We start from the raw sequence: 20,210 nt of genomic DNA, 5'->3' as shown, positions 1-20,210 counted from the left end.
TTTGAAAGGCATCACAGCATCCCGCAGTCAAATCAAAGGACCAGCTACGCATCGGAAACGATTTGTGCAACACGCTCGGGGAGGACGAGTATTTTGACGATCTGATGCGCGTGACCAATGGGAACACCGATGAGGCACTCGCGCGGATGGTTATTCGAACCTCGCAGGACTGCCTTCCCTGGATGGAGGCGCACGGGGTGCGGTTTCAGCCTTCGCTGTCTGGCACACTGAGCCTTGGGCGGACCAATGCGTTCTTTCTGGGCGGCGGCAAAGCGCTGGTGAATGCCTACTACCGGAGGGCGCAGGATCTGGGCGTCGAGGTGCGCTATGAGGCCGAGGTGGTGCATGTGGGGATGGCCGAGGGTGCGTTTGCCCATGTTGAGTTGAAGGACGGCACGCACATCCAAGGCCGTGCATTGGTGATTGCCTCCGGCGGGTTTCAGGCCGATCTGGACTGGCTGGCCGAAGCCTGGGGCCCTGCGGCCCGCAACTTCCTGATCCGCGGTACGCCTTATAATCGCGGCGTCGTTTGGCGCGACATCCTGGATCAGGGGGCGGGCAGTGTGGGCGATCCGACCCAGTGTCATGCGGTGGCCATTGACGGGCGCGCACCGAAGTTTGACGGCGGGATCGTCACGCGGCTAGATTGTGTGCCGTTTTCAGTGGTTCTGAACAAGGACGGTCAGCGGTTTTATGACGAGGGCGAAGACGTCTGGCCGAAACGCTACGCGATCTGGGGGCGGCTGGTGGCGGCGCAGCCCGATCAGGTGGCCTATTCCATCATTGATGCACGCGCGCGCGATCTGTTCATGCCGTCGGTTTTTCCGCCCATCAAGGCAGAGAAGCTTGATGCCTTGCGGATCAAGCTTGGCCTGCCAGAACAGGCGCTGCGCACCATCGAGGCGTTCAATGCGGCCTGCGGCGACGGGCCTTTCAGTCCGCAGGAATTGGACGGCCTGGCCACCCAAGGCCTCACACCGCCCAAAACCAATTGGGCGCGTCCTTTGGTCGAGCCTCCGTTTTATGCCTATGAACTGCGGCCCGGCGTGACGTTCACCTATCTCGGGCTTCAGGTCGATGAAACCGCGCGGGTGCAGGCGAACGGCGCGCCGCTGCCCAACGTCTGGGCGGCGGGTGAAATCATGGCAGGGTCGATCCTTGGCGAGGGCTATCTGGCCGGGTTCGGGATGACCATTGGCACGGTCTTTGGCCGTATCGCAGGCAGGGAGGCCGCAGCGCATGTCAGCTGAAACAAGGCAAGAGGCCCGCCGGCAGATCGAGATTTGCAATGCGTGCCGCTATTGCGAGGGTTACTGCGCCGTGTTCCCGGCGATCACCCGCCAAACCGAGTTCGCCGATGGAGACATCACCCAACTGGCCAACCTGTGCCACAATTGCCGTGGCTGTTACTACGCCTGCCAATACACCGAACCGCATGAGTTTGCGATAAACCTGCCGCGCATATTGGCAGAGGTGCGTACCGACAGTTGGAAGGAGTTCGCATGGCCTTCAGGGTTTGCGCGGGCCTATGACCGGCACGGTGTTGCCATTGGCGCTTTGGTTGTTCTGTGCCTGTTTGCTTTGATTTTTGCCACTGGGACCTTGCAAAAGACCAACGATGGAGCCGGTTTTTATGCCTACATGAGCCATTCCTTGATGGTCGCCGTTTTTGCGCCCGCCTTTGTGTTGCCTTTTCTTGCTACGTTTGTGTCGCTGCGCCGGTATTGGACGCATGTAGAGGGCGGGCGGATCAGGCTGTGCGACCTAAACCGCGCGATGCGGGACGTGGCAAGCATGCGCAATCTGGCAGGTGGGCAGGGGCAAGGCTGTAATTTCGAAGATGAGGACCGGTTCAGCAATGCCCGCCGCATCGCGCATCAATTAACGATGTGGGGATTTTTGCTGTGCTTTGCATCGACCTCTTCTGGCACAGTACTGCATTATGTTTTTGATATGCCTGCACCCTATGGGTTGTTTAGTTTGCCAAAACTCTTCGGAATACCTGGCGGTCTCATGCTAAGCGCAGGCACCCTCTGTATGGCATCGCTCAAATTGCGGGCCGATGGGAGATTGTCCGATGCCCGTGTGCGCGGCGGCGACATGGCATTCGTCCTGTTGCTCTTTGCTGTCAGCACGTCTGGTCTGTTGTTATATGTCGCTTCAGATTCGGGTCTCGAACCCTATCTCCTCACGCTCCACCTTGCTTTGGTGCTGACATTGTTCCTCACGCTACCATACTCGAAATTCGTCCACGGCTTCTATCGGCTGGCCGCTTTGATCCGAAATGCGGACGGCGCAGGCTGAGCTCGTGCGACGCGAGGCAACTTAAAACGAATGTCTGCAAACCGCGAGAAAGTTGAAATGCACTCAGTCGTAGCGAAATGGCAGCTTTGTCCCGCAACTTGATCCTCGCCAACCAAAGTTTCTCTGCACCATGGCTGAATGGCAGCTATCTCCGCCGCCGCGCAGTGCCATGAACCGAGCACGTGCGGCGATTTTCACGCTGCGTGCGCTCGCGGCGAAGAATTCGAATTCACAGGTTGGGCTCAATCCTGCCATTTGAGGGCGGATTGAGCAATCGCAGCATGGACTGACCCACTTGACGGAAGTCCACATAAGAAAAGCGCCGCCAATGACGCGACCATTTGCTTAGGTCGGGGTGCTTACTTGGTGCAGCGCTTTTCGGCGTCTTCGATTGCTGCGGTAAAGCCCAGCAGCGAGAAGGTGTCCTTGGTTTGCGTGCCGCGTTCGGACCGGGCAGTCAGAACAGCCTCGGTTCCGCGTTTCAGCGCGGTGACGATCTTGGCGTCATCTGCATCTGACGCAGGCCAGGCCCACTCACCTTCGGTGAACAGTTCAAACTCGGACCCGTCGACATTCAGGTTCACTGTCGATCCCGGTGCAAACGGATAGCCGCCGGTAAAGGTCACTTGTCCTTTGACCTCGGCATTGGGCCGATAGAACACAAACAACAGGATGTCGCTGCGCCGCACGGATACGACGCGCCCGCCCCGGGTGTTCACGGTTTCCTTGGGGGCCGAAACGCTCCAGCATTCGGTGGGATCATCTTCGACAAAAACGCTCCAGTCCGTTTTTGCAGCAACCCGGTTTGTGCTTGTCGCCTGCTGGGCGATTGCAGAAGTCGCGGCGATGCCTGCCACACACAGGCCCGCAATCGTACGAACGAGCATTGATCCCATTTGTCCAGCCTCCTAGCTCGACCGATACCTCAAATCCATCGGACATGGCTGCGAACCCTTCCGGCCCGTCTATTCCGTTGCGCATTCCGATGATTGCCGACATACACACACTAACGCAGGTTTCGCCACAGGCGAAAGGGCGATTGGCAGAATTTTGCGCATTAATTTCGGAGGTCCAGATGACGCAGCCCGTAGCAATGACAGAACTGTGGCGTGGCAACTTGCTGGAAAGCCTGCATCTGGGCCACGCGGTCATCTGCGACGACTCCGGCCAGATCGTGCGCAGCTGGGGCGACCCGCAGGCGGTTATCTATCCGCGCTCTTCCGCCAAGATGATTCAGGCGCTTCCGCTGGTCACGTCGGGAGCCGCTGCAAAATACGGATTGAACAGCGAACATCTTGCATTGGCCTGCGCGTCACACAACGGGGCTGCGATCCATACCGACCGCGTAACAGCGTGGCTTGATCATCTGGGGCTGAGCGAGCACGACTTGCGCTGCGGGCCACAGGAGCCAGCGGACACTGCCGCGCGGGATCGGCTGATCCTGGCGGATGACACCCCGTGCCAGATCCACAACAACTGTTCCGGCAAGCATTGTGGTTTCCTGACACTGGGTCAGCATATGGGCGCAGGGCCGGAATATCTGGAAATCGATCACCCGGTGCAGCAGGCCTGCCTGTCTGCCATCGAAGAGACGTCAGGCGAAACCAGCCCCGGTTACGGTATTGACGGCTGTTCCGCCCCGAATTTCGCCGTGTCGCTGGCCGGGCTGGCCCGGTCGATGGCATGGTTCGCCAGCGCCTCGGATCGGTCCGACCGTTCCAGCGAGGCGGCGGTGCAATTGGTGGCGGCAATGGTAAAACACCCGGAACTGGTAGCCGGTGATACCCGTGCCTGCACCGAACTGATGCGCGCCATGAACGGGCGTGTTGCCATCAAGACCGGGGCCGAGGCGGTGTTTGTGGCCATCATCCCGGAAAAACGCATGGGCGTTGCGCTGAAGATCACCGATGGCACCACGCGGGCCAGCGAATGCGCCATCGCCGCTATTCTGGTGAGCCTCGGTGTGCTGGAGGCCGATCACCCGGCCACCCGCAAGTTCATGAACGCCCCGCAATACAGCCGCCGGGGGCTGGAATGCGGCGTGATCAAACCTGCGCCGGGTTTCCCCGGCTAAGGCCCCTACATCTCGATCTCGTGCACCTCGGCCACCTCGACCGAGCCCGAGCCATTGACGACCATCGGACAGCCCTTGGCCATCTCGGTCGCGGCTTCGATACTGTCGGCCTTGATCACGGTAAAGCCCGAGGCCGGGTTTGCGCCGCCATTGTCGAGAACCCCGCTGCTGCTGACCGTATAGGACTGTCCGACCGGGTTGCCGGGGATCTCTAACGCTTCGGCCATACCCTGAAACCATGCGCCCCAAGCGGCCATGGTCGCCTCAATCTCGGCGGGGTCGGTCGGGGTGTGTCCCCCGTGATAGACAAACAAATACTGGGGCATATCGCTCCTCCCTGATGAAACCTTATTTGCACTTCGCTTCGAGTTTGCGCAGCGAAGACGTCCAGCCCTGATTGTGGTTCGCGGCTGCTTCGGCATCGGCCAGTTCGCGGTGGTCCAAAACCAAGCGTGACCCTGTGCCCGTCGCTGTGACTGTGAAGGAAACGTGGCTTTCGGCCCCGCGCTGATCCTGATCGTCATGCCAGCCCCAGGTAAACCCCACCGAGTTTGGAGGGTCGACATGCGTGACGTGGCCCGAGACCTTGTATTGCTGGCCCTCGCTGTTTTCCATGACCGAATACCACGGGCCGGTGCGCGAGAAATCCAGATTATGCTCGGGGACATGCATCCCTTCGGGCCCCCACCATTGCAACAACCGGCTGCCGTCGCTGATCCATGCAAACAGATCCTCTGGGCTGACGGGGAAGTCCCGTTCCAGTTTCAGGTCGGCCATGACTTCTCCCTTTCGATGATATCACTGAGGCGATCGAGGCTGCTTTCCCAGAATTGCCGTTTGGAGATCGTCCAGTCGGCAATCATCCGCAGCCCGTCGGACCGGATGGAGTACATCCGTTGGGTGCCCCGCACGCGCTGCTGCACCAACCCTGCCTCGCGCAACACTTTCAGATGGCGCGAAATCGCAGCACCGGACATTCCGCGCCCTTCGATCAGGTCACCGGCGGGCAGTTCGCCCTGCTCCATCAGCTGCTCGACAATCGAGAACCGGGTGGCATCGGACAAAGCGGAAAAGGTGGTCAGAAGCGTGCTCATGACCACTATTTAACACAAATGTTAAATAATGAAAAGCCCTGTCAGGATTCGACAAAATCCGCGCGACTGTACCCTTGCAGGTAAAGCAGTGCCGTCAGGTCGCCGTGATTCACCCGCACGTCGCATTTCGCAGCCACCGACGGCTTGGCATGAAGGGCAACGCCGGTTCCGGCCCGCCCCAGCATGCCCAGATCATTGGCCCCGTCGCCCACGGCGATCACGTCATTTTCGGACAACCCAAGACGCGTGGAAATCTGCTCAAGCGCCTCGATCTTGGCTTGCCGCCCCAATATGGGACGCGCCACATCGCCCGTCAGTTTGCCATCTGCGGCCAGCAGAGTGTTGGCGCGGTTTTCATCGAACCCCAGCAGCTCTGCCACCCGCGCGGTGAAGGCGGTAAAGCCACCGGACACCAGTGCAGCATAGGCTCCGTTGGCCCGCATCGTTGCCAGCAACGCCTGCCCGCCGGGCATCAGGGTGATCCGTTCGCGCAGGACTTTGCCAATGACGCTTTCATCCAGATCCTTCAGCAGGCCAACCCGTTCGATCAGGGCACCTTCGAAATCCAGCTCTCCGTTCATGGCGCGGGCGGTGATGTCCTTGACCCTTTCGCCGACGCCAGCCTCATCCGCCAGTTCGTCAATGCATTCCTGCTGGATCATGGTGCTGTCCATATCGGCCAACAGCATCTTTTTGCGCCGCCCCTGTGCGGGCTGCACAATCAGGTCCACGCCCATGCCTTGCAAGTCTGCCCAAACGTCCCAGCGATTGGCGGGCATGTCACTCAGCTCAAACTCGACCGCCTCGTCCGGGCTGAGCCACAGGACATCTCCACCGCCCCACGCGTTGCGCAGCGATTCAGGCAAGGCACGGTCCAGCGAGGGTGCAACCGGGTTGGTCAGCAAAGTGGCGACGTACATATTCCAATCTCCAGTGTCATACCCATGCGGGACGGTCAGGGCGTCAACAGTGTTCGACCTTGTTCGGTCAGTTCCCAGCAATTCTGTCCCTCGAATACGGCGACGCCCGTCGGGCGTCCGTATCCGGCCCCCGTGTCCAGATTGATCCGGTTGCCATAATGCGTCGCCTGATCCACAGGCGTGTGACCATGAACGATCAGTTTGGGATGCGGGCCGTGGTAGTCGTGGAAGTCCTGTCTGATCCAGATCAGATCACTTGCCTTCTGTTCATTCAGCGGCACACCCGGACGGATACCCGCATGAACAAAGGCAATCTCGGGCGTCTGATGCATCGCCACCAGATCGCGCAGGAAGGTCAGGTGCGACTTCGGCACGGCTGTCTGAGCCATACGGTGCAGGTTTTCAAGGCGGATCTGACCTTCGAATTCCACCCCATAGCTGCGCAGGGTGTCGACCCCGCCCAACCTGTCATGCAGCCAGTGGTATCCCACCAACAAATGCGGATCGTGGCGCGGAGTGTCCTCCATGAACCAGGCAAACATGCGGTCGTGATTGCCCAGAAGAGTAATCCAGTTCCGGCCAGCATCACGCCCGGCAATCAGGCGGTCGATCAGCCCGCGACTGTCAGGGCCGCGATCCACGTAATCACCAAGAAACACGATCTGCGCATCGGGGCCGCCATCGCTTTGGATCAGAGACAGCGCGCGGTCCAGTTCGGCCACCTGCCCGTGCAGATCACCAATGGCATAGACTGGCAATGTCATAGAATCCTCCGGCGGTATGAGTCAGCTCGCTTGTGACTCAGATTGCGAAATCAGAGAAGAAAGGACCCGGGTATTCGTATAACCGGGTCCTGAACTGTTCCTCAAACTCAACAGCCGCGATCAGGCGACGTCGAATTCCAGCGGTTTGATCTGCGTGAACAGACCTGTTTCGGCAAGCTTTGCCCGTGCTTCGGCCGGGACCGGTTCGTCGACATAGAGCAACGCAATCGCTTCGCCGCCAGCCTCTGTGCGGCCGAGGGTAAAATTGGCGATGTTAACGTTGTTCTCACCCATGGTCTGACCCAGCGTGCCGATGATGCCGGGCACGTCTTCGTTGGTGGTGTACAGCATATGAGCGCCGACCTCGGCATCGATATTGATGCCTTTGATCTGGATGAAGCGCGGCTTGCCATCGCTGAACACCGTACCCGCGATCGACCGTTCACGTTTGTCCGTTACGACCGTGACCTTGATATAGCCATCAAAAACACCTGACTTATCCTGATTGGTGGTCGAGATTTTGATCCCGCGTTCTTTCGCGACCACAGGGGCCGAGACCATGTTCACCTCGGGGTTGAACTTTTTCATGATCCCCGCGACCACCGAACAGTTCAGCGCAGCCAGGTTCATTTCAGCGGCCACACCGTCATAGAGGATGTTGATCGCCTTGACCGGTTCATCCGTCATCTGGCCGATGAAGCTGCCCAGATGACCTGCCAGCTTGATCCACGGCCCCATCAGCTTGGCTTCTTCCGCTGTCACGCTGGGCATGTTCAGCGCGTTCTCGACCGCGCCCGTCAGCAGGTAGTTCGAAATCTGTTCAGCCACCTGCAAGGCCACGTTCTCCTGCGCCTCGGTGGTCGCCGCACCCAGATGGGGCGTGCAGACCACGTTGGGCAGGTTGAACAATGCGTTGTCCTTGGCGGGTTCCTCGCTGAACACGTCAAAGGCCGCTCCGGCAACATGACCGGATTGCAGCATTTCGGCCAGAGCCACTTCATCGACCAGACCGCCACGGGCACAGTTGATGATCCGTACACCCTTTTTGGTTTTGGCCAGATTTTCGCGGCTCAGGATGTTGCGGGTCTGATCGGTCAGCGGCACATGCAGGGTGATGAAATCGGCGCGCGCCAGCAGTTCGTCAAGCTCGACCTTTTCGACGCCCATCTTGGACGCTTTCTCTTCGCCCAGATAAGGATCATAAGCGATGACTTTCATCTTCAGGCCCAACGCACGTTCGCACACGATGCCACCAATGTTACCGGCACCGATCACGCCCAGTGTCTTGTTGGTCAGCTCGATCCCCATGAACTTGGACTTTTCCCACTTGCCCGCATGGGTCGAGGTGCTGGCCTCGGGGATTTGCCGCGCCACGGCGAACATCATCGCGATGGCGTGTTCGGCGGTGGTGATCATGTTGCCGAAGGGTGTGTTCATCACGATCACCCCTTTTTTCGAGGCTGCCTCTTTGTCGACATTGTCGGTGCCGATCCCGGCGCGGCCGATGACCTTCAGCCTGTCGGCTTTTTCCAGAAGGGTCGGTGTAACCTTGGTTGCCGAACGGATGGCGAGGCCATCATATTGACCGATCACCTCGGCAAGCTTGTCTTTGTCTTTGCCCAGCTCGGGCATGAAATCCACGTCAATGCCACGGTCGCGGAAAATCTGCACTGCGGTTTCGCTGAGATTGTCGGATACGAGTACTTTGGGAGCCATTTTGGTTGGTCCTTTGAATTCTTCAGGGGGTAGCGGGCTGACGCCCGCCTTACATCAGTGATGGGGTAGGCCGGGCTTCAGCCCGGCACATGAAACTCAGGCAGCCTGCGCCTGCGCTTTGATCTCGGTCGCAAAGGCCCATGCCAGCCAGGGCAGCATCGCCTGAATATCCGAGGTTTCAACCGTACCGCCGCACCAGATGCGCAGGCCCGCAGGCGCGTCGCGATAAGCGCCGATATCAAGTGCGATATTCTCGGCCTCAAGTCGCTTGGCGACCGCCTTGGCAAAGGCTGCACCGTCCTGAATACGCGCGTCGGTGAACTTCAGGCAGACCGAAGTGTTCGACCGTGTCGCCTCATCCTCTGCCAGGTTTGCGATCCAGCCGTTCTGGTCGCAGAACGCGTGTACCGCACCCGCATTGGCATCCGCACGCGCGATCAGCCCCTGCAATCCGCCCACCGAGCGGGCCCAGTCCAGTGCAAACAGATAATCTTCGACCGCCAGCATTGACGGCGTGTTGATCGTTGCCCCGGTAAAGATGCCTTCGATCAGCTTGCCGCCCTTGGTCAGGCGGAAAATCTTGGGCAGCGGCCATGCGGGGGTATAGCTTTCCAGCCGTTCAACAGCACGCGGGCTGAGGATCAGCATCCCGTGGGCTGCTTCGCCGCCCAGCACTTTCTGCCAGCTGAAGGTTGTTACATCCAGCTTGTCCCAGGGCAGATCCATCGCAAAGGCCGCCGAGGTTGCATCGCAGATCGTCAGGCCCTGGCGGTCATCGGCAATCCAGTCGCCATTGGGTACCCGTACACCCGAGGTTGTGCCGTTCCACGTGAACACCACGTCATTTGCGAAATCGACCGAGGCCAGATCAACGATCTGCCCGTAATCCGCGGTCTTCACCTCGGCGTCGATCTTCAGCTGCTTGACCACATCGGTCACCCAGCCGGACCCAAAGCTTTCCCAGGCCAGCATCTCGACCTTGCGCGCACCCAGCAAAGACCACAGCGCCATTTCAACCGCGCCGGTGTCCGAGGCGGGAACGATGCCAATGCGGTAATCCGCCGGAATGCCCAGAATCTCGCGCGTGCCTTCGATGGCCGCCTTCAGCTTATCCTTGCCGACAGCGGCGCGGTGCGACCGGCCCAATGCGGCATCAGCCAGTTTTGTCAGGTCAAATGTGGGGGGTTTGGCACAGGGGCCCGAAGAAAAACGCGGATTTGCCGGCCGCGTCGCCGGTTGTTCGATCGTCATGTGTATTACCCTTCCAGATACACGCCCCTCGTTGGGGAGGGGTGTCCCACGGACAGACCTAGGGGGCCTTCGCACCTGCAGCAAGCAGAAAAGACGCTTTACCGGGTAAAAACGACATCTGAAACGGGCACAAATCAGAACACGCGTTTCCGATTGGCGAAAAACCCCGCCGATGTTTCGGCGGGGTAGGGTTGTGTTACTCTGCGGCGTCTTCGTATGCGTCCATGGGTGGGCATGTGCAGACGAGGTTTCGGTCGCCGTATGCGTTGTCGACGCGGTTGACGGGGGACCAGTATTTGTCGACGCCCATGGAGCCCGGAGGGAAGCAGGCCTGTTCGCGGGTGTAGGGGCGGTCCCAGTCGCCGACCAGATCACGCACCGTGTGAGGGGCGTTTTTCAGCGGGTTGTTTTCCGCGTCGATCTTGCCGTCGATGATGTCCTGCGCTTCCGAGCGGATCGAGAGCATGGCGTCGCAGAAACGGTCCAGCTCGTCCTTGGGTTCGGATTCGGTGGGCTCGACCATCAGGGTTCCGGCCACCGGCCAGCTCATCGTGGGGGCGTGGAAGCCTGAATCGACCAGACGCTTGGCCACATCGTCGACGGTGACATGCGCCGCCTCGTCCAGCGGCCTTGTGTCGAGGATGCATTCATGCGCCACCCGGCCCGTTTCCGATGTGTAGAGGATCGGATAGGCGTCCTTGAGCCGCGCCGCGATGTAGTTGGCGTTCAGGATCGCCACCTTGGTGGCCTGCGTCAGCCCCGCACCGCCCATCAGCAGCACATAGGCCCATGAGACGGGAAGGATCGAGGGCGAGCCGAAGGGGGCCGCCGAGACCGGGCCCACGGCGGTGCCATATTCCGGGTGGCCCGGCAGATGCTCGGCCAGATGCGCCTTGACGCCGATCGGACCCATGCCGGGGCCGCCACCGCCATGCGGGATGCAGAAGGTCTTGTGCAGGTTCAGGTGGCTGACATCGCCGCCAATGTCACCGGGGCGCGACAGGCCGACCATGGCGTTCATGTTGGCGCCGTCGATATAGACCTGACCGCCGTGATCATGGGTGATCTGGCAGACCTCCTGCACGGTGGTCTCGAACACGCCATGGGTCGAGGGGTAGGTGATCATGCAGGCGGCCAGATGGTCCGAATGCTTTTCCGCCTTTTCGCGGAAGTCATTCAGATCGATGTTGCCCTTGTCATCCGATTTCACCGGCACAACCTGCCAGCCCACCATCTGCGCCGAAGCCGGGTTGGTGCCATGGGCCGAGGTCGGGATCAGGCAGACATTGCGCTGCCCTTCGCCACGGGCGAAGTGATAGTTGCGGATGGTCAGAAGGCCCGCATATTCGCCCTGCGCGCCCGAGTTGGGCTGCTGGCTGATTGCGTCATAGCCGGTGATCTGGCACAGCTTGTCGTTCAGATCCGCAATCATCTCGTGATAGCCCCGCGCCTGATCTTCGGGCACGAAGGGATGCAGGTTGCCGAACTCGGGCCAGGTGACCGGGATCATCTCGATCGTGGCGTTCAGCTTCATGGTGCACGAGCCCAGCGGGATCATCGCCCGGTCCAGCGCCAGATCGCGGTCGGCCAGACGGCGCATATAGCGGGTGATCTCGGCCTCGGCCCGGTTCTTGTGGAAGATCGGGTGGGTCAGGTACTCGCTTTCGCGCAGCGCGTAATCCGGCAGGCGGTATTGCTTGTTCGAGCTGTCATCCTTGCGGTCGATGCCGAAGGCACCCCAGACCGCCTCGATGGTTTCGGGGCGGGTCTGTTCGTCCAGGCTGATGCCCACGCGGGTCTCGCCGACCTTGCGCAGGTTGACGCCACGGGCCACGGCGGCCTCCATCACCACGTTCTGCAGGTGGCCGACCTCGACCGTGATGGTGTCGAAGAACACTTCGGGTTCCACCGCAAAGCCCGCCTCTTCCAGACCGGCGGCCAGGCGCGAGGTCTTGCGGTGCACCGATTGCGCGATCGCCTTGATGCCGTCGGGTCCGTGATAGACCGCATACATCGAAGCAATGACGGCCAGCAGCGCCTGCGCGGTGCAGACGTTCGAGTTCGCCTTTTCGCGGCGGATGTGCTGCTCGCGGGTCTGCAGCGCCAGGCGGTAGGCCTTGTTGCCGCGGCTGTCGATGCTGACCCCGATGATCCGGCCCGGCATCGAGCGCTTCAGCTTGTCGGTGGTCGCCATATACGCGGCGTGCGGGCCGCCATAACCCATCGGCACGCCAAAGCGCTGGGTCGAGCCGATGGCGATATCCGCGCCCATCTCGCCGGGGGATTTCAGCAGCGCCAGCGACAGGATGTCGGCGGCGACAACGGCGATGGCGTTATGTTCATGCAGCGCCGCGATCTCGTTCGTGAAGTCGCGCACATGGCCATGGGTGCCCGGATACTGGAAGATTGCACCAAAGACGGCACCTGCATCCAGCTGATCGGGATCGCCCACCTGCACGTCGATGCCCAGCGGCTCGGCGCGGGTTTTGATGACCGCGATGGTCTGCGGATGGCAGTTGCGGTCGACGAAGAAGGCCGCGTTATTGGCCTTGGACCGGCCGCCGCGCTTGGCCATTGCCATGGCTTCTGCCGCGGCAGTGGCTTCGTCCAGCAGCGAGGCGTTGGCCACATCGAGCCCGGTCAGGTCGCTGACCATGGTCTGGAAGTTCAGCAGCGCTTCGAGCCGGCCCTGGCTGATCTCGGGCTGATAGGGCGTGTAAGCGGTGTACCAGGCCGGGTTTTCCAGAATGTTGCGCAGGATCGGCGCCGGGGTGGTGGTGCCGTAATAGCCCTGACCGATCAGCGAGGTCAGAACCTTGTTCTTGCCCGCCACCTGCTTCATGTGAAAGAGCGCATCGCGTTCCGTCATCGCCGGGCCCCAGTCCAGCGGCTCCTTCTGCCGGATCGCGGGCGGGACGGTGGCGTCGATCAGCTGGTCCAGCGTCTTGAAGCCGATCACCTGCAGCATGTCGCGCATCTCGGTGGGCGACGGGCCGATGTGGCGGCGATTGGCGAAGTCATAGGCTTCGTAGTCGGTCAGTTTGAAGGCCATTGCAGCGCTCCTCAAAGAATGTCTCGCCCGGCCGCTCTGGCAGATGCCTCCGGCGGGAGTATTTGGAAAAAGATGAAGCGGGGAGCCCCGGTCTCTGGGGCTCCGGGCCGGATTTAGCCGATGAAGGCCTTGTAGCCGGCTTCGTCCATCAGATCTTCCAGCTGCGTGGCATCGGCGATCTTGATCTTGTAGATCCAGGCCTCGCCTTCGGGGTCGTCGTTCAGCGCGCCGGGATTGTCGGCCAGCGCCTCGTTCACCTCGATAATCTCACCATCAACCGGCGCGTAAAGCTCGGAGGCGGCCTTGACGGATTCGATCACGCCGATCTCGCTGTCCTTGTCGAACTCGTCGCCCACTTCCTGCTGCTCGACAAAGACCACCTCACCCAGCTGCTCGGCCGCGTGTTTGGTGATGCCCAGCGTGGCCGTGTCGCCTTCGACCGCCAGCCATTCATGCTCTTCGGAATAATAGGTTGCCATGGTGTCTCTCTCCTGACTTCAACGCTTGTAATTCTGTTTGACGAAGGGCAGCGCCACGATCTGCGCCGGTTGCGCCTTGCCCCGGATGATCAGGTTGACCTTCTCGCCCGGCTCGCCATGGCCCGCGGACACATAGCCCATTGCAACCGGGCCGCCGACCGTGGGGCCAAAGCTGCCCGAGGTGATCTGACCGATGGTGTTGCCCTCAAGGCATTGCACCTCGACCCCCTGACGCGCGGGCGCGCGGCCGTCGGGCTTGATGCCCACCAGCTTGCGCGCAGGCCCCTCGGCCAGTTCGCGCTGCACACGTTCCGCACCCGGAAAGCCGCCTTCTTCCTTGCGGCGTTTCTGCATCGCCCAGCCAAGGCTGGCCTCGACCGGCGAGGTGCTCTGGTCAATGTCATTGCCATAAAGGCACAGACCGGCTTCAAGCCGCAGGCTGTCGCGCGCGCCCAGACCCGCCGGTTCGCAATCCTCATGCGCCAGGAACGCCCGGGTAATCTCGATCGCCTTGTCTTCGGGGATCGAGATCTCGTACCCGTCCTCACCCGTGTATCCCAGCCGCGAGATGCGGCATTCGACACCCAGGATGTCAGCAATCGTGGTTTCCATGAACTTGAGGTCGCGCGCCGCAGGGCAGAGCGCGCCCACCACATCCTCGGCCTTGGGACCTTGCACGGCCACCAGCGCGCGGTCGAAGATCTCGGTCACTTCGACACCTTCGAGATTGTCGCGCATATGCGGAATGTCCTGATGGCGCAGCGCCGCGTTCACGACCACAAAGTAATGATCCCCCGCATTCGACACGATCAGGTCATCCATGATCCCGCCTTCGGCATTGGTGAAGAACCCGTACCGCGCCTTGCCTTCCTTCAGCGTCGCATAAGCCTGCGGACACAGAGCTTCCAGCTTCTCGCCCACATTCTCGCCCCGCAAAATCACCTGACCCATATGCGACACATCAAACAACGCCGCCTTCTCGCGGCACTGCTTATGCTCGCCCATGATCCCCAGCGGATACTGAACTGGCATCTCCCACCCGGCAAAATCAACCATCTTGCCGCCCAACTCAACGTGAAGCCCATACAACGGCGTGCGTCTAATCTCGGTCATCTTGGATACCTTTTCGTATCTTTCGGTTTCGAACGCATTCCCGTCAGTCTGCCCCACGCTATCAATTTTGCAACGATTCCGGTCAACTTGCGAACCAGAGTACCGCCTGTGGGACAAGTCTGTATACGGGCGTATGCATCCTTAGCGTTCCTATAGGAAACTTTTTTCCGTTAGGCAACATTGGTCTTTTGGCTTTTGCAAGGGTTTGCCGATCACAGTTTCGAGCGCGACGATAACACCAGACAAACCAACCGCAATGGCCTGTAAAAACAGTATTTTGCCCGCACCTTATCGCACCCGCTCTTCAAGTGACTGCACTGCGAGATCCAGCACACTCAGCCCGGCCACAAGATCGCTTTCGGCGGTATCTTCGGCAAAATCGTGGCTTATACCGTTGATTGACGGCACGAACAGCATCGCAACAGGCATCAGGCGCGACACGTTTGTGGCATCGTGCAGCGCGCCCGACGGCATCCTGCGCCAACTGCCGGGGGCCACCTGTTCGGCACCGTGTTCCAGCGCCACGCGCAGGGTCTGATCCATCGTGACGGGTTCCAACCCGAGCAAAGGGCCGTAGGTCAGCACCATGTCCTGTTCGCTGGCTATTTCCTGTGCTGTGGTACGGATGATCTCCTCCATCCGCGACAGCCGATCCGGATCGCCATCGCGCCACTGCATCGAGAACCGCGCCCGACCCGGCACGATGGACGACGCATTGGGGTGAAGGTCGACCCGCCCGATGGTCCAGACGGTTTGCGGTGTCACCACGTTGCGAAACCGTTCGTTGAGGCGCGTGCTGAACAGTGACAACGCCTGAAACGCATCGCGGCGCAAATGCATCGGCGTGGTGCCCGCGTGATTCTGCTGCCCTTCGAAGGTGATCGACATGTCCCGGATGCCGACGATATCGGTAACGACGCCGATCTGCTCGTTCGCTGCGTCCAGAGAGGGGCCCTGTTCGATATGCATCTCGACAAAGCCGCTGAACCGCGCGGGATCGACAAAACCCTGCGACAGGTCCGCCATGGAAGATCGGGCTTCGCCAAAGCTGACGCCAGAACCGTCGGTCAACACATCGGCCTTGTCCAGCGGCAGACCGCCGGACCAGACCGCCGAGCCCGTGGTCACACCGAACCGGCCTTCTTCGTCCTGAAAACTGACGACCGAGATCGGCTGGTCGCTGGACCGCGCGATCTCCAGCGCGGCAATCACGCCGAGCGCGCCGTCCAGCCAGCCGCCTTCGGGCTGGCTGTCGGAATGCGACCCCATGAGCAGAGAACGGCCAGGCGCCAGCCCGAACAGGTTGCCGACCGGGTCGAAATGCGGTGTCAGACCTGCGTCGGCCATACGGTCCGCCAGCCATTGGCGCGCCGCGATATCCGCTTTTGAATAGGCCGGGCGGATGACTCCTTTGCCCACACCCGAGGCACCGAATTCACGCAGCTTGTGCAGATCATCCAGAAAACGCGTGTGATCGACGGCCATGAATCCCTCCGGGCGCAGTTGGTCAGGGCGACCATAGCCAGAAACCGGACAGCTGCGAATGTTTTTCCGGCGAGATCAAGAAACCCCTCTGGTCCCGGCAAGGAACCTGCCCTAAGACTTCGGCGCAAGAGGGAGCGACATGTCACATATCACATTGGTGCGCCACGGGCAGGCAAACACGACAGCGCGCGACGAAGCAAGCTATGACAAGCTGAGCGATCTGGGCCATCAACAGGCCCGCTGGCTGGGCGCGCATCTGCGTGACACCCGCAGCCACTATACACGCGTCTATTGTGGCACCCTGACCCGCCACACCGAGACGGTGGCCAGCATGGAATTGACCGATCCTGTCTGCGACGCACGGCTGAACGAGATCGAGTATTTCACCCTTGCACAGTTGTTCGAAGAACAGCACGGCGTCGAAATCCCGACCGACCGCGAGGGATTTGTCGAACACTTGCCCAAAACCTTCGCGGCCTGGGCCAGTGGAAAGATCGAGAACGCTCCGGAAACCTTCGAGGCGTTTGAAGCCCGCGTCCGCGATGCGCTGCACGAGATCGGGACCGAGGGCGGACCGGCCATCGTCGTGACCTCGGGCGGGTTGATCTCGATGGTGGTGCGGCAGGCGATGGGGTTGGACATCCCGTCGATGGCGCGGGTGGCCCTTGCCATCATGAACACGTCGATGCATCGTCTGCACCCGATTGGCGCGCAGCTGAGCCCGGTCCTGTTCAATGCGGTGCCGCATCTGGAAGCACCTGACCGGCAGTTTGCGCAGACCCACCTGTAGGAAGCAGATTGGAGATCCCAGATGCAGCTTTATTATGCACCCCGAACCATCTCGGTCGCTGTTGCGATTGCTCTGGAAGAGGCCGGACTGGACTATGAAGCAATCAAGCTGGACTTTGCCGATGGGGAACAGACAAAACCGGCCTACAAGCAGATCAATCCCAAGGGGCGCGTTCCGGCGCTGGTGGTCGATGGCGGCATCCTGACCGAGACCGGCGCGTTGCTGGAATATATTGCGGCCAAGGCACCCGAGGCCGGGTTGGTGCCAGCTGATCCGGTCATGGCCGCCCGCATGCGCGAGGTGATGTTCTATCTGGCCTCGACCATGCATGTGAACCACGCCCACAAGCTGCGCGGGCATCGCTGGGCCGATAAGAAATCCAGCTGGAAAGACATGACGGACAAGGTCGCGCAGACGATGACTGCATCTTGCGACTATATCTCGTCAAACGGGCTGCGCGGGCCGTTTGTTCTGGGGGACGCGTTCTCTCTGGCCGATGCCTATCTTTATGTGGTTTGCAGCTGGCTGGAAGGCGACGGCGTCGATGTCTCGGCCTTTCCCAGGATCATCGCCTTCCGCGAGGCGATGGAGGCACGGCCTTCGGTTCAGGCGGTGCGCGCTGCCGGGATGCTCTGACAAAAGGAACTAAGATGACACATCTCTGGGTCAGGGCGGAACAGCGCCCGAACGAGGAACGGGTGGGGCTGACACCCGAAGGAGCCGCAGCACTGATCGCCGCAGGTATCCGCGTGACGGTTGAGGAAAGCTATGTCCGCGCCATTCCGATTGATGGCTACAAGGACGCTGGCTGTGCAATCGCGGCTGAGAATTCGTGGCCCGAGGCCCCGCTGGACGCGATCATCTTTGGCCTCAAGGAACTGCCCGAAGATGGCACCCCCCTGCCCCATCGCCACATCATGTTCGGCCATGCCTATAAGGGCCAGCATTCGGGTCGTGCGCTGCTGGAGCGGTTCAAGGCCGGGGGCGGCACGCTTTATGATCTGGAATATCTGGTGAGCGAAGATGGCCGCCGCGTTGCCGCCTTTGGTTACTGGGCCGGGTATGCCGGTGCTGCGGTAACGCTCAAGACGTGGGCGGCACAGCAACGGGGCGACGCATGCCCGCCGGTTGGAGTATATGCAGGCAAAGACGTTCTGAACGCTGAATTGCTGGCCGAGTTGGACGCCACCGGAGCCCCACGCCCCCGCGCCATCGTGATCGGTGCACTGGGTCGCGTGGGTACGGGGGCCGCAGACCTGTGCGACGCGATGGGCGTCGACGTCACCAAATGGGACATGGCGGAAACCGCCAGCGGCGGACCGTTTCCGGAAATTCTGGACCACGACCTGTTCCTGAACTGCATCTTCGCGCACCCCGGAACCCCGGTCTTTGTTCCGCGTGAGGCGTTGACTGCCCCGCGCACCCTGACCGCTATCGGCGATGTCGCCTGCGACCGGGACAGTGATTACAACCCGGTGCCGGTCTATGACCGTGCAACCACATGGGACGCGCCCGCTTTGCGCGTGGCAACCGATCCGGTGATGGACGTGATGGCCATCGATAACCTGCCGTCGATGCTGCCGGTCGAAAGTTCGGAAGATTATGCGGCACAGCTTTTGCCGTCGCTTCTGACCCTGACCGATCTGGACAGCGGCGTCTGGGGTCGGGCAGAAGCAACTTACAAAACACATATCGAAGGGATCTGAGCGATGACGATTCACTGGTGTGGCACCGGCCTGTCGGCCATCCCCGGCCTGCGCCGTCTGATCGAGGGCGGTCACAAGGTCACTGTCTGGAACCGGACGGTCGAAAAAGCCAGGGCCGAGGTTGGGGACCTGACCAACGATATTCGCGCCTTCGACATCGACGCTCTGGGTGGTGTGCTTGAGAAGGGCGACGTGATCGTGTCCATGCTGCCGGGCGACTGGCACGTACCACTGGCAGAACTGGCGATTGCGAAACAGGCCAATTTCGTGTCGTCATCGTATATCGCGCCCGAAATGCGCGCACTGGACGACAAGGCGCGCGAGGCCGGTGTGGCGCTGGTCAACGAAGTTGGTCTGGATCCGGGCATCGACCACCTGATGGCCCATGCACTGGTCGATGACTATCGCGCCTCGGATGCGTTCGATCCGCAAAACCACCTGAGCTTTATTTCGTATTGCGGTGGCATTCCCAAGATCCCGAACCCGTTCCGCTACAAGTTCAGCTGGTCGCCCTTGGGTGTGCTCAAGGCGCTGCGGTCGCCGTCGAAGTCGATCCGCGACTATGCCCCGCTGGACGTTGCCCGTCCGTGGGATGCGATCAGCAGCTATATCGCGCCGCTGCCAACGCCGGAAAGTTTCGAGGTCTATCCCAACCGCGACTCGATCCCGTTCAAGCCGCAGTACCAGTTCGAGGATCACTGGCCAGTCAGAGAATTCGTCCGCGGCACCCTGCGCCTGAACGGTTGGGCGGATGCGTGGTCGGATGTGTTCCGTGAAATCGAAACCCTGTCGGGCCCGGAAGGGGATGCGCGTCTGAAAGAGATGTCTGACCAGTTCTGGAGCGAAAACGCCTATGACGAAGGTGAGCCCGACCGCGTTGTGCTGTGTGTTGGACTGAAAGCCGAGAAAGACGGCGTTCCTGTCTGGCACAAGACCTATGTCATGGACGCCTGGGGCGATGAGCGCGGCACAGCAATGGCGCGTCTGGTATCGATCCCGGTTTCACTTGCCGTCGAGGCCGTTTTAAACCGCGCCATCCCGGCAGGCGTTCACGCAGCCCCGAGCGACCCAAAACTGGTACAGGGCTGGATGGCCGAGATCGACAGGTTGGCCCAGCACTTGCAGATCGTGGATCATACGGCCTGATCGCACGAAAAAAGCCATTCCAGAGTTTCTGGAATGGCTTTCATTGTTCTTCTTCAGGCATGGTAAACTCGTCTGGATTTCTCTGAAGGTATCTTCAGATATAGCGCTCGATGGTGTCTTCGACATCGCTGCGGTTGATGCCAAGCTCTGCCAGCTGATGGTCGGTCAGGCCGTTCAGATGCTGAGCGGCCCGAACGATATCCGGGCTGATGGCTCGAATGCGCATGGCGCGATCAAACAGCAACAAGGCGCTGGCGGCCGGGGTCGGTTGATTGGTCGAGGGGATAAAGTCAAACATACTGATTACCTCACGCAA

General features: G+C 60.7%; 20 protein-coding genes. 7 read left to right on the top strand and 13 right to left on the bottom strand.

Annotated features, from left to right (window positions below):
- Positions 1–104 precede the first annotated feature (104 nt).
- Both tcuA and tcuB read left to right on the top strand, forming a co-directional pair.
- Positions 105–1,250 (top strand): FAD-dependent tricarballylate dehydrogenase TcuA, encoded by a 1,146-nt coding sequence (gene tcuA, locus AC2FLU_RS06245; RefSeq protein WP_496811907.1) that lies wholly within the window; start codon positions 105–107, stop codon positions 1,248–1,250.
- Complete coding sequence (tcuB, locus tag AC2FLU_RS06240; RefSeq protein ID WP_496715410.1) at positions 1,240–2,304, top strand: tricarballylate utilization 4Fe-4S protein TcuB; 1,065 nt, start codon at positions 1,240–1,242, stop codon at positions 2,302–2,304. The genes tcuA and tcuB overlap by 11 nt, the downstream gene beginning before the upstream one ends.
- A 359-nt stretch (positions 2,305–2,663) precedes the next feature.
- Here the strand turns inward: tcuB and AC2FLU_RS06235 are convergent, their stop codons facing one another.
- Positions 2,664–3,200, bottom strand: coding sequence for an invasion associated locus B family protein (locus AC2FLU_RS06235; RefSeq protein ID WP_480474205.1), 537 nt, complete (start codon positions 3,198–3,200; stop codon positions 2,664–2,666).
- A 179-nt stretch (positions 3,201–3,379) separates the two neighbouring features.
- Here AC2FLU_RS06235 and AC2FLU_RS06230 point away from each other — a divergent pair, with 179 nt between their 5' ends.
- On the top strand, positions 3,380–4,378 hold the full coding sequence (locus tag AC2FLU_RS06230; protein ID WP_496808906.1) for an asparaginase: 999 nt from the start codon (positions 3,380–3,382) through the stop codon (positions 4,376–4,378).
- A 5-nt stretch (positions 4,379–4,383) separates the two neighbouring features.
- On the opposite strand, the gene AC2FLU_RS06225 is transcribed toward AC2FLU_RS06230, so the two are convergent.
- The 11 genes from AC2FLU_RS06225 to AC2FLU_RS06175 all read right to left on the bottom strand — a co-directional run bounded on the left by AC2FLU_RS06225 (position 4,384) and on the right by AC2FLU_RS06175 (position 16,252).
- Complete coding sequence (locus AC2FLU_RS06225) at positions 4,384–4,704, bottom strand: YciI family protein (protein ID WP_480605543.1); 321 nt, start codon at positions 4,702–4,704, stop codon at positions 4,384–4,386.
- 22 nt (positions 4,705–4,726) lie between these two features.
- Entirely contained in the window at positions 4,727–5,155 is a 429-nt protein-coding gene (locus AC2FLU_RS06220; RefSeq protein WP_480474207.1) for an SRPBCC family protein, read from the bottom strand.
- Positions 5,143–5,472 (bottom strand): ArsR/SmtB family transcription factor, encoded by a 330-nt coding sequence (locus AC2FLU_RS06215; RefSeq protein WP_480493917.1) that lies wholly within the window; start codon positions 5,470–5,472, stop codon positions 5,143–5,145. Before AC2FLU_RS06215 ends, AC2FLU_RS06220 begins: the two co-directional genes overlap by 13 nt.
- Positions 5,473–5,513: 41 nt before the next feature.
- Positions 5,514–6,392 (bottom strand): phosphoserine phosphatase SerB, encoded by an 879-nt coding sequence (gene serB, locus AC2FLU_RS06210; protein WP_480546631.1) that lies wholly within the window; start codon positions 6,390–6,392, stop codon positions 5,514–5,516.
- Positions 6,393–6,427: 35 nt separating this feature from the next.
- A complete protein-coding gene (locus AC2FLU_RS06205) occupies positions 6,428–7,156 on the bottom strand; it encodes a metallophosphoesterase family protein (protein WP_480624890.1) in 729 nt (242 codons plus the stop codon).
- Between the two features lie 120 nt (positions 7,157–7,276).
- Positions 7,277–8,872 (bottom strand): phosphoglycerate dehydrogenase, encoded by a 1,596-nt coding sequence (serA, locus tag AC2FLU_RS06200; protein WP_480493919.1) that lies wholly within the window; start codon positions 8,870–8,872, stop codon positions 7,277–7,279.
- Positions 8,873–8,968: 96 nt separating this feature from the next.
- Positions 8,969–10,123, bottom strand: coding sequence for a phosphoserine transaminase (locus AC2FLU_RS06195; protein ID WP_480474210.1), 1,155 nt, complete (start codon positions 10,121–10,123; stop codon positions 8,969–8,971).
- Positions 10,124–10,319: 196 nt separating this feature from the next.
- On the bottom strand, positions 10,320–13,175 hold the full coding sequence (gene gcvP, locus AC2FLU_RS06190) for an aminomethyl-transferring glycine dehydrogenase (RefSeq protein ID WP_480493921.1): 2,856 nt from the start codon (positions 13,173–13,175) through the stop codon (positions 10,320–10,322).
- A gap of 113 nt (positions 13,176–13,288) precedes the next feature.
- Entirely contained in the window at positions 13,289–13,654 is a 366-nt protein-coding gene (gene gcvH / locus AC2FLU_RS06185) for a glycine cleavage system protein GcvH (RefSeq protein WP_496808907.1), read from the bottom strand.
- Positions 13,655–13,672: 18 nt separating this feature from the next.
- On the bottom strand, positions 13,673–14,767 hold the full coding sequence (gcvT, locus tag AC2FLU_RS06180; protein WP_480554425.1) for a glycine cleavage system aminomethyltransferase GcvT: 1,095 nt from the start codon (positions 14,765–14,767) through the stop codon (positions 13,673–13,675).
- Between the two features lie 288 nt (positions 14,768–15,055).
- Positions 15,056–16,252 carry a Zn-dependent hydrolase gene (locus AC2FLU_RS06175; protein WP_496808908.1) on the bottom strand — a complete coding sequence of 399 codons (1,197 nt, stop codon included), beginning with the start codon at positions 16,250–16,252 and terminating at the stop codon, positions 15,056–15,058.
- A 139-nt stretch (positions 16,253–16,391) separates the two neighbouring features.
- Here AC2FLU_RS06175 and AC2FLU_RS06170 point away from each other — a divergent pair, with 139 nt between their 5' ends.
- The 4 genes from AC2FLU_RS06170 to AC2FLU_RS06155 are packed head-to-tail and all read left to right on the top strand — an operon-like array spanning position 16,392 to position 19,894.
- Positions 16,392–17,042, top strand: coding sequence for a histidine phosphatase family protein (locus AC2FLU_RS06170; protein WP_480517941.1), 651 nt, complete (start codon positions 16,392–16,394; stop codon positions 17,040–17,042).
- Positions 17,043–17,063: 21 nt separating this feature from the next.
- On the top strand, positions 17,064–17,678 hold the full coding sequence (locus AC2FLU_RS06165) for a glutathione S-transferase family protein (RefSeq protein WP_480474213.1): 615 nt from the start codon (positions 17,064–17,066) through the stop codon (positions 17,676–17,678).
- A 14-nt stretch (positions 17,679–17,692) separates the two neighbouring features.
- Positions 17,693–18,748 (top strand): saccharopine dehydrogenase, encoded by a 1,056-nt coding sequence (locus AC2FLU_RS06160; RefSeq protein WP_496808909.1) that lies wholly within the window; start codon positions 17,693–17,695, stop codon positions 18,746–18,748.
- Between the two features lie 3 nt (positions 18,749–18,751).
- The gene (locus tag AC2FLU_RS06155; protein ID WP_480605513.1) at positions 18,752–19,894 is read left to right on the top strand and encodes a saccharopine dehydrogenase family protein; all 1,143 of its coding nucleotides are present in this window, start codon (positions 18,752–18,754) and stop codon (positions 19,892–19,894) included.
- 94 nt (positions 19,895–19,988) lie between these two features.
- Here AC2FLU_RS06155 and AC2FLU_RS06150 read toward each other — a convergent pair whose 3' ends face one another.
- A complete protein-coding gene (locus AC2FLU_RS06150) occupies positions 19,989–20,192 on the bottom strand; it encodes a DUF1127 domain-containing protein (protein WP_480474216.1) in 204 nt (67 codons plus the stop codon).
- Positions 20,193–20,210: the final 18 nt, after the last annotated feature.

This window comes from Ruegeria sp. SAZD013 (assembly GCF_059612525.1).
The sequence above is the reverse complement of the archived record's forward strand: the minus strand, read 5'-3'. Positions and strand labels throughout refer to the sequence as shown.

What these genes read in the sequence shown, in the direction of transcription:
- AC2FLU_RS06230 (WP_496808906.1), top strand. Translation starts at nt 3,380, where the DNA reads ATGACGCAGCCCGTAGCAATGACAGAACTGTGGCGTGGCAACTTGCTG.
- AC2FLU_RS06195 (WP_480474210.1), bottom strand. Translation starts at nt 10,123, where the DNA reads ATGACGATCGAACAACCGGCGACGCGGCCGGCAAATCCGCGTTTTTCT.
- AC2FLU_RS06155 (WP_480605513.1), top strand. Translation starts at nt 18,752, where the DNA reads ATGACGATTCACTGGTGTGGCACCGGCCTGTCGGCCATCCCCGGCCTG.
- AC2FLU_RS06170 (WP_480517941.1), top strand. Translation starts at nt 16,392, where the DNA reads ATGTCACATATCACATTGGTGCGCCACGGGCAGGCAAACACGACAGCG.
- gcvH (WP_496808907.1), bottom strand. Translation starts at nt 13,654, where the DNA reads ATGGCAACCTATTATTCCGAAGAGCATGAATGGCTGGCGGTCGAAGGC.
- AC2FLU_RS06165 (WP_480474213.1), top strand. Translation starts at nt 17,064, where the DNA reads ATGCAGCTTTATTATGCACCCCGAACCATCTCGGTCGCTGTTGCGATT.
- AC2FLU_RS06225 (WP_480605543.1), bottom strand. Translation starts at nt 4,704, where the DNA reads ATGCCCCAGTATTTGTTTGTCTATCACGGGGGACACACCCCGACCGAC.
- tcuB (WP_496715410.1), top strand. Translation starts at nt 1,240, where the DNA reads ATGTCAGCTGAAACAAGGCAAGAGGCCCGCCGGCAGATCGAGATTTGC.
- AC2FLU_RS06235 (WP_480474205.1), bottom strand. Translation starts at nt 3,200, where the DNA reads ATGGGATCAATGCTCGTTCGTACGATTGCGGGCCTGTGTGTGGCAGGC.
- serA (WP_480493919.1), bottom strand. Translation starts at nt 8,872, where the DNA reads ATGGCTCCCAAAGTACTCGTATCCGACAATCTCAGCGAAACCGCAGTG.
- tcuA (WP_496811907.1), top strand. Translation starts at nt 105, where the DNA reads ATGCGCGTGACCAATGGGAACACCGATGAGGCACTCGCGCGGATGGTT.
- gcvP (WP_480493921.1), bottom strand. Translation starts at nt 13,175, where the DNA reads ATGGCCTTCAAACTGACCGACTACGAAGCCTATGACTTCGCCAATCGC.
- AC2FLU_RS06220 (WP_480474207.1), bottom strand. Translation starts at nt 5,155, where the DNA reads ATGGCCGACCTGAAACTGGAACGGGACTTCCCCGTCAGCCCAGAGGAT.
- AC2FLU_RS06150 (WP_480474216.1), bottom strand. Translation starts at nt 20,192, where the DNA reads ATGTTTGACTTTATCCCCTCGACCAATCAACCGACCCCGGCCGCCAGC.
- AC2FLU_RS06205 (WP_480624890.1), bottom strand. Translation starts at nt 7,156, where the DNA reads ATGACATTGCCAGTCTATGCCATTGGTGATCTGCACGGGCAGGTGGCC.
- AC2FLU_RS06215 (WP_480493917.1), bottom strand. Translation starts at nt 5,472, where the DNA reads ATGAGCACGCTTCTGACCACCTTTTCCGCTTTGTCCGATGCCACCCGG.
- AC2FLU_RS06160 (WP_496808909.1), top strand. Translation starts at nt 17,693, where the DNA reads ATGACACATCTCTGGGTCAGGGCGGAACAGCGCCCGAACGAGGAACGG.
- AC2FLU_RS06175 (WP_496808908.1), bottom strand. Translation starts at nt 16,252, where the DNA reads ATGGCCGTCGATCACACGCGTTTTCTGGATGATCTGCACAAGCTGCGT.
- gcvT (WP_480554425.1), bottom strand. Translation starts at nt 14,767, where the DNA reads ATGACCGAGATTAGACGCACGCCGTTGTATGGGCTTCACGTTGAGTTG.
- serB (WP_480546631.1), bottom strand. Translation starts at nt 6,392, where the DNA reads ATGTACGTCGCCACTTTGCTGACCAACCCGGTTGCACCCTCGCTGGAC.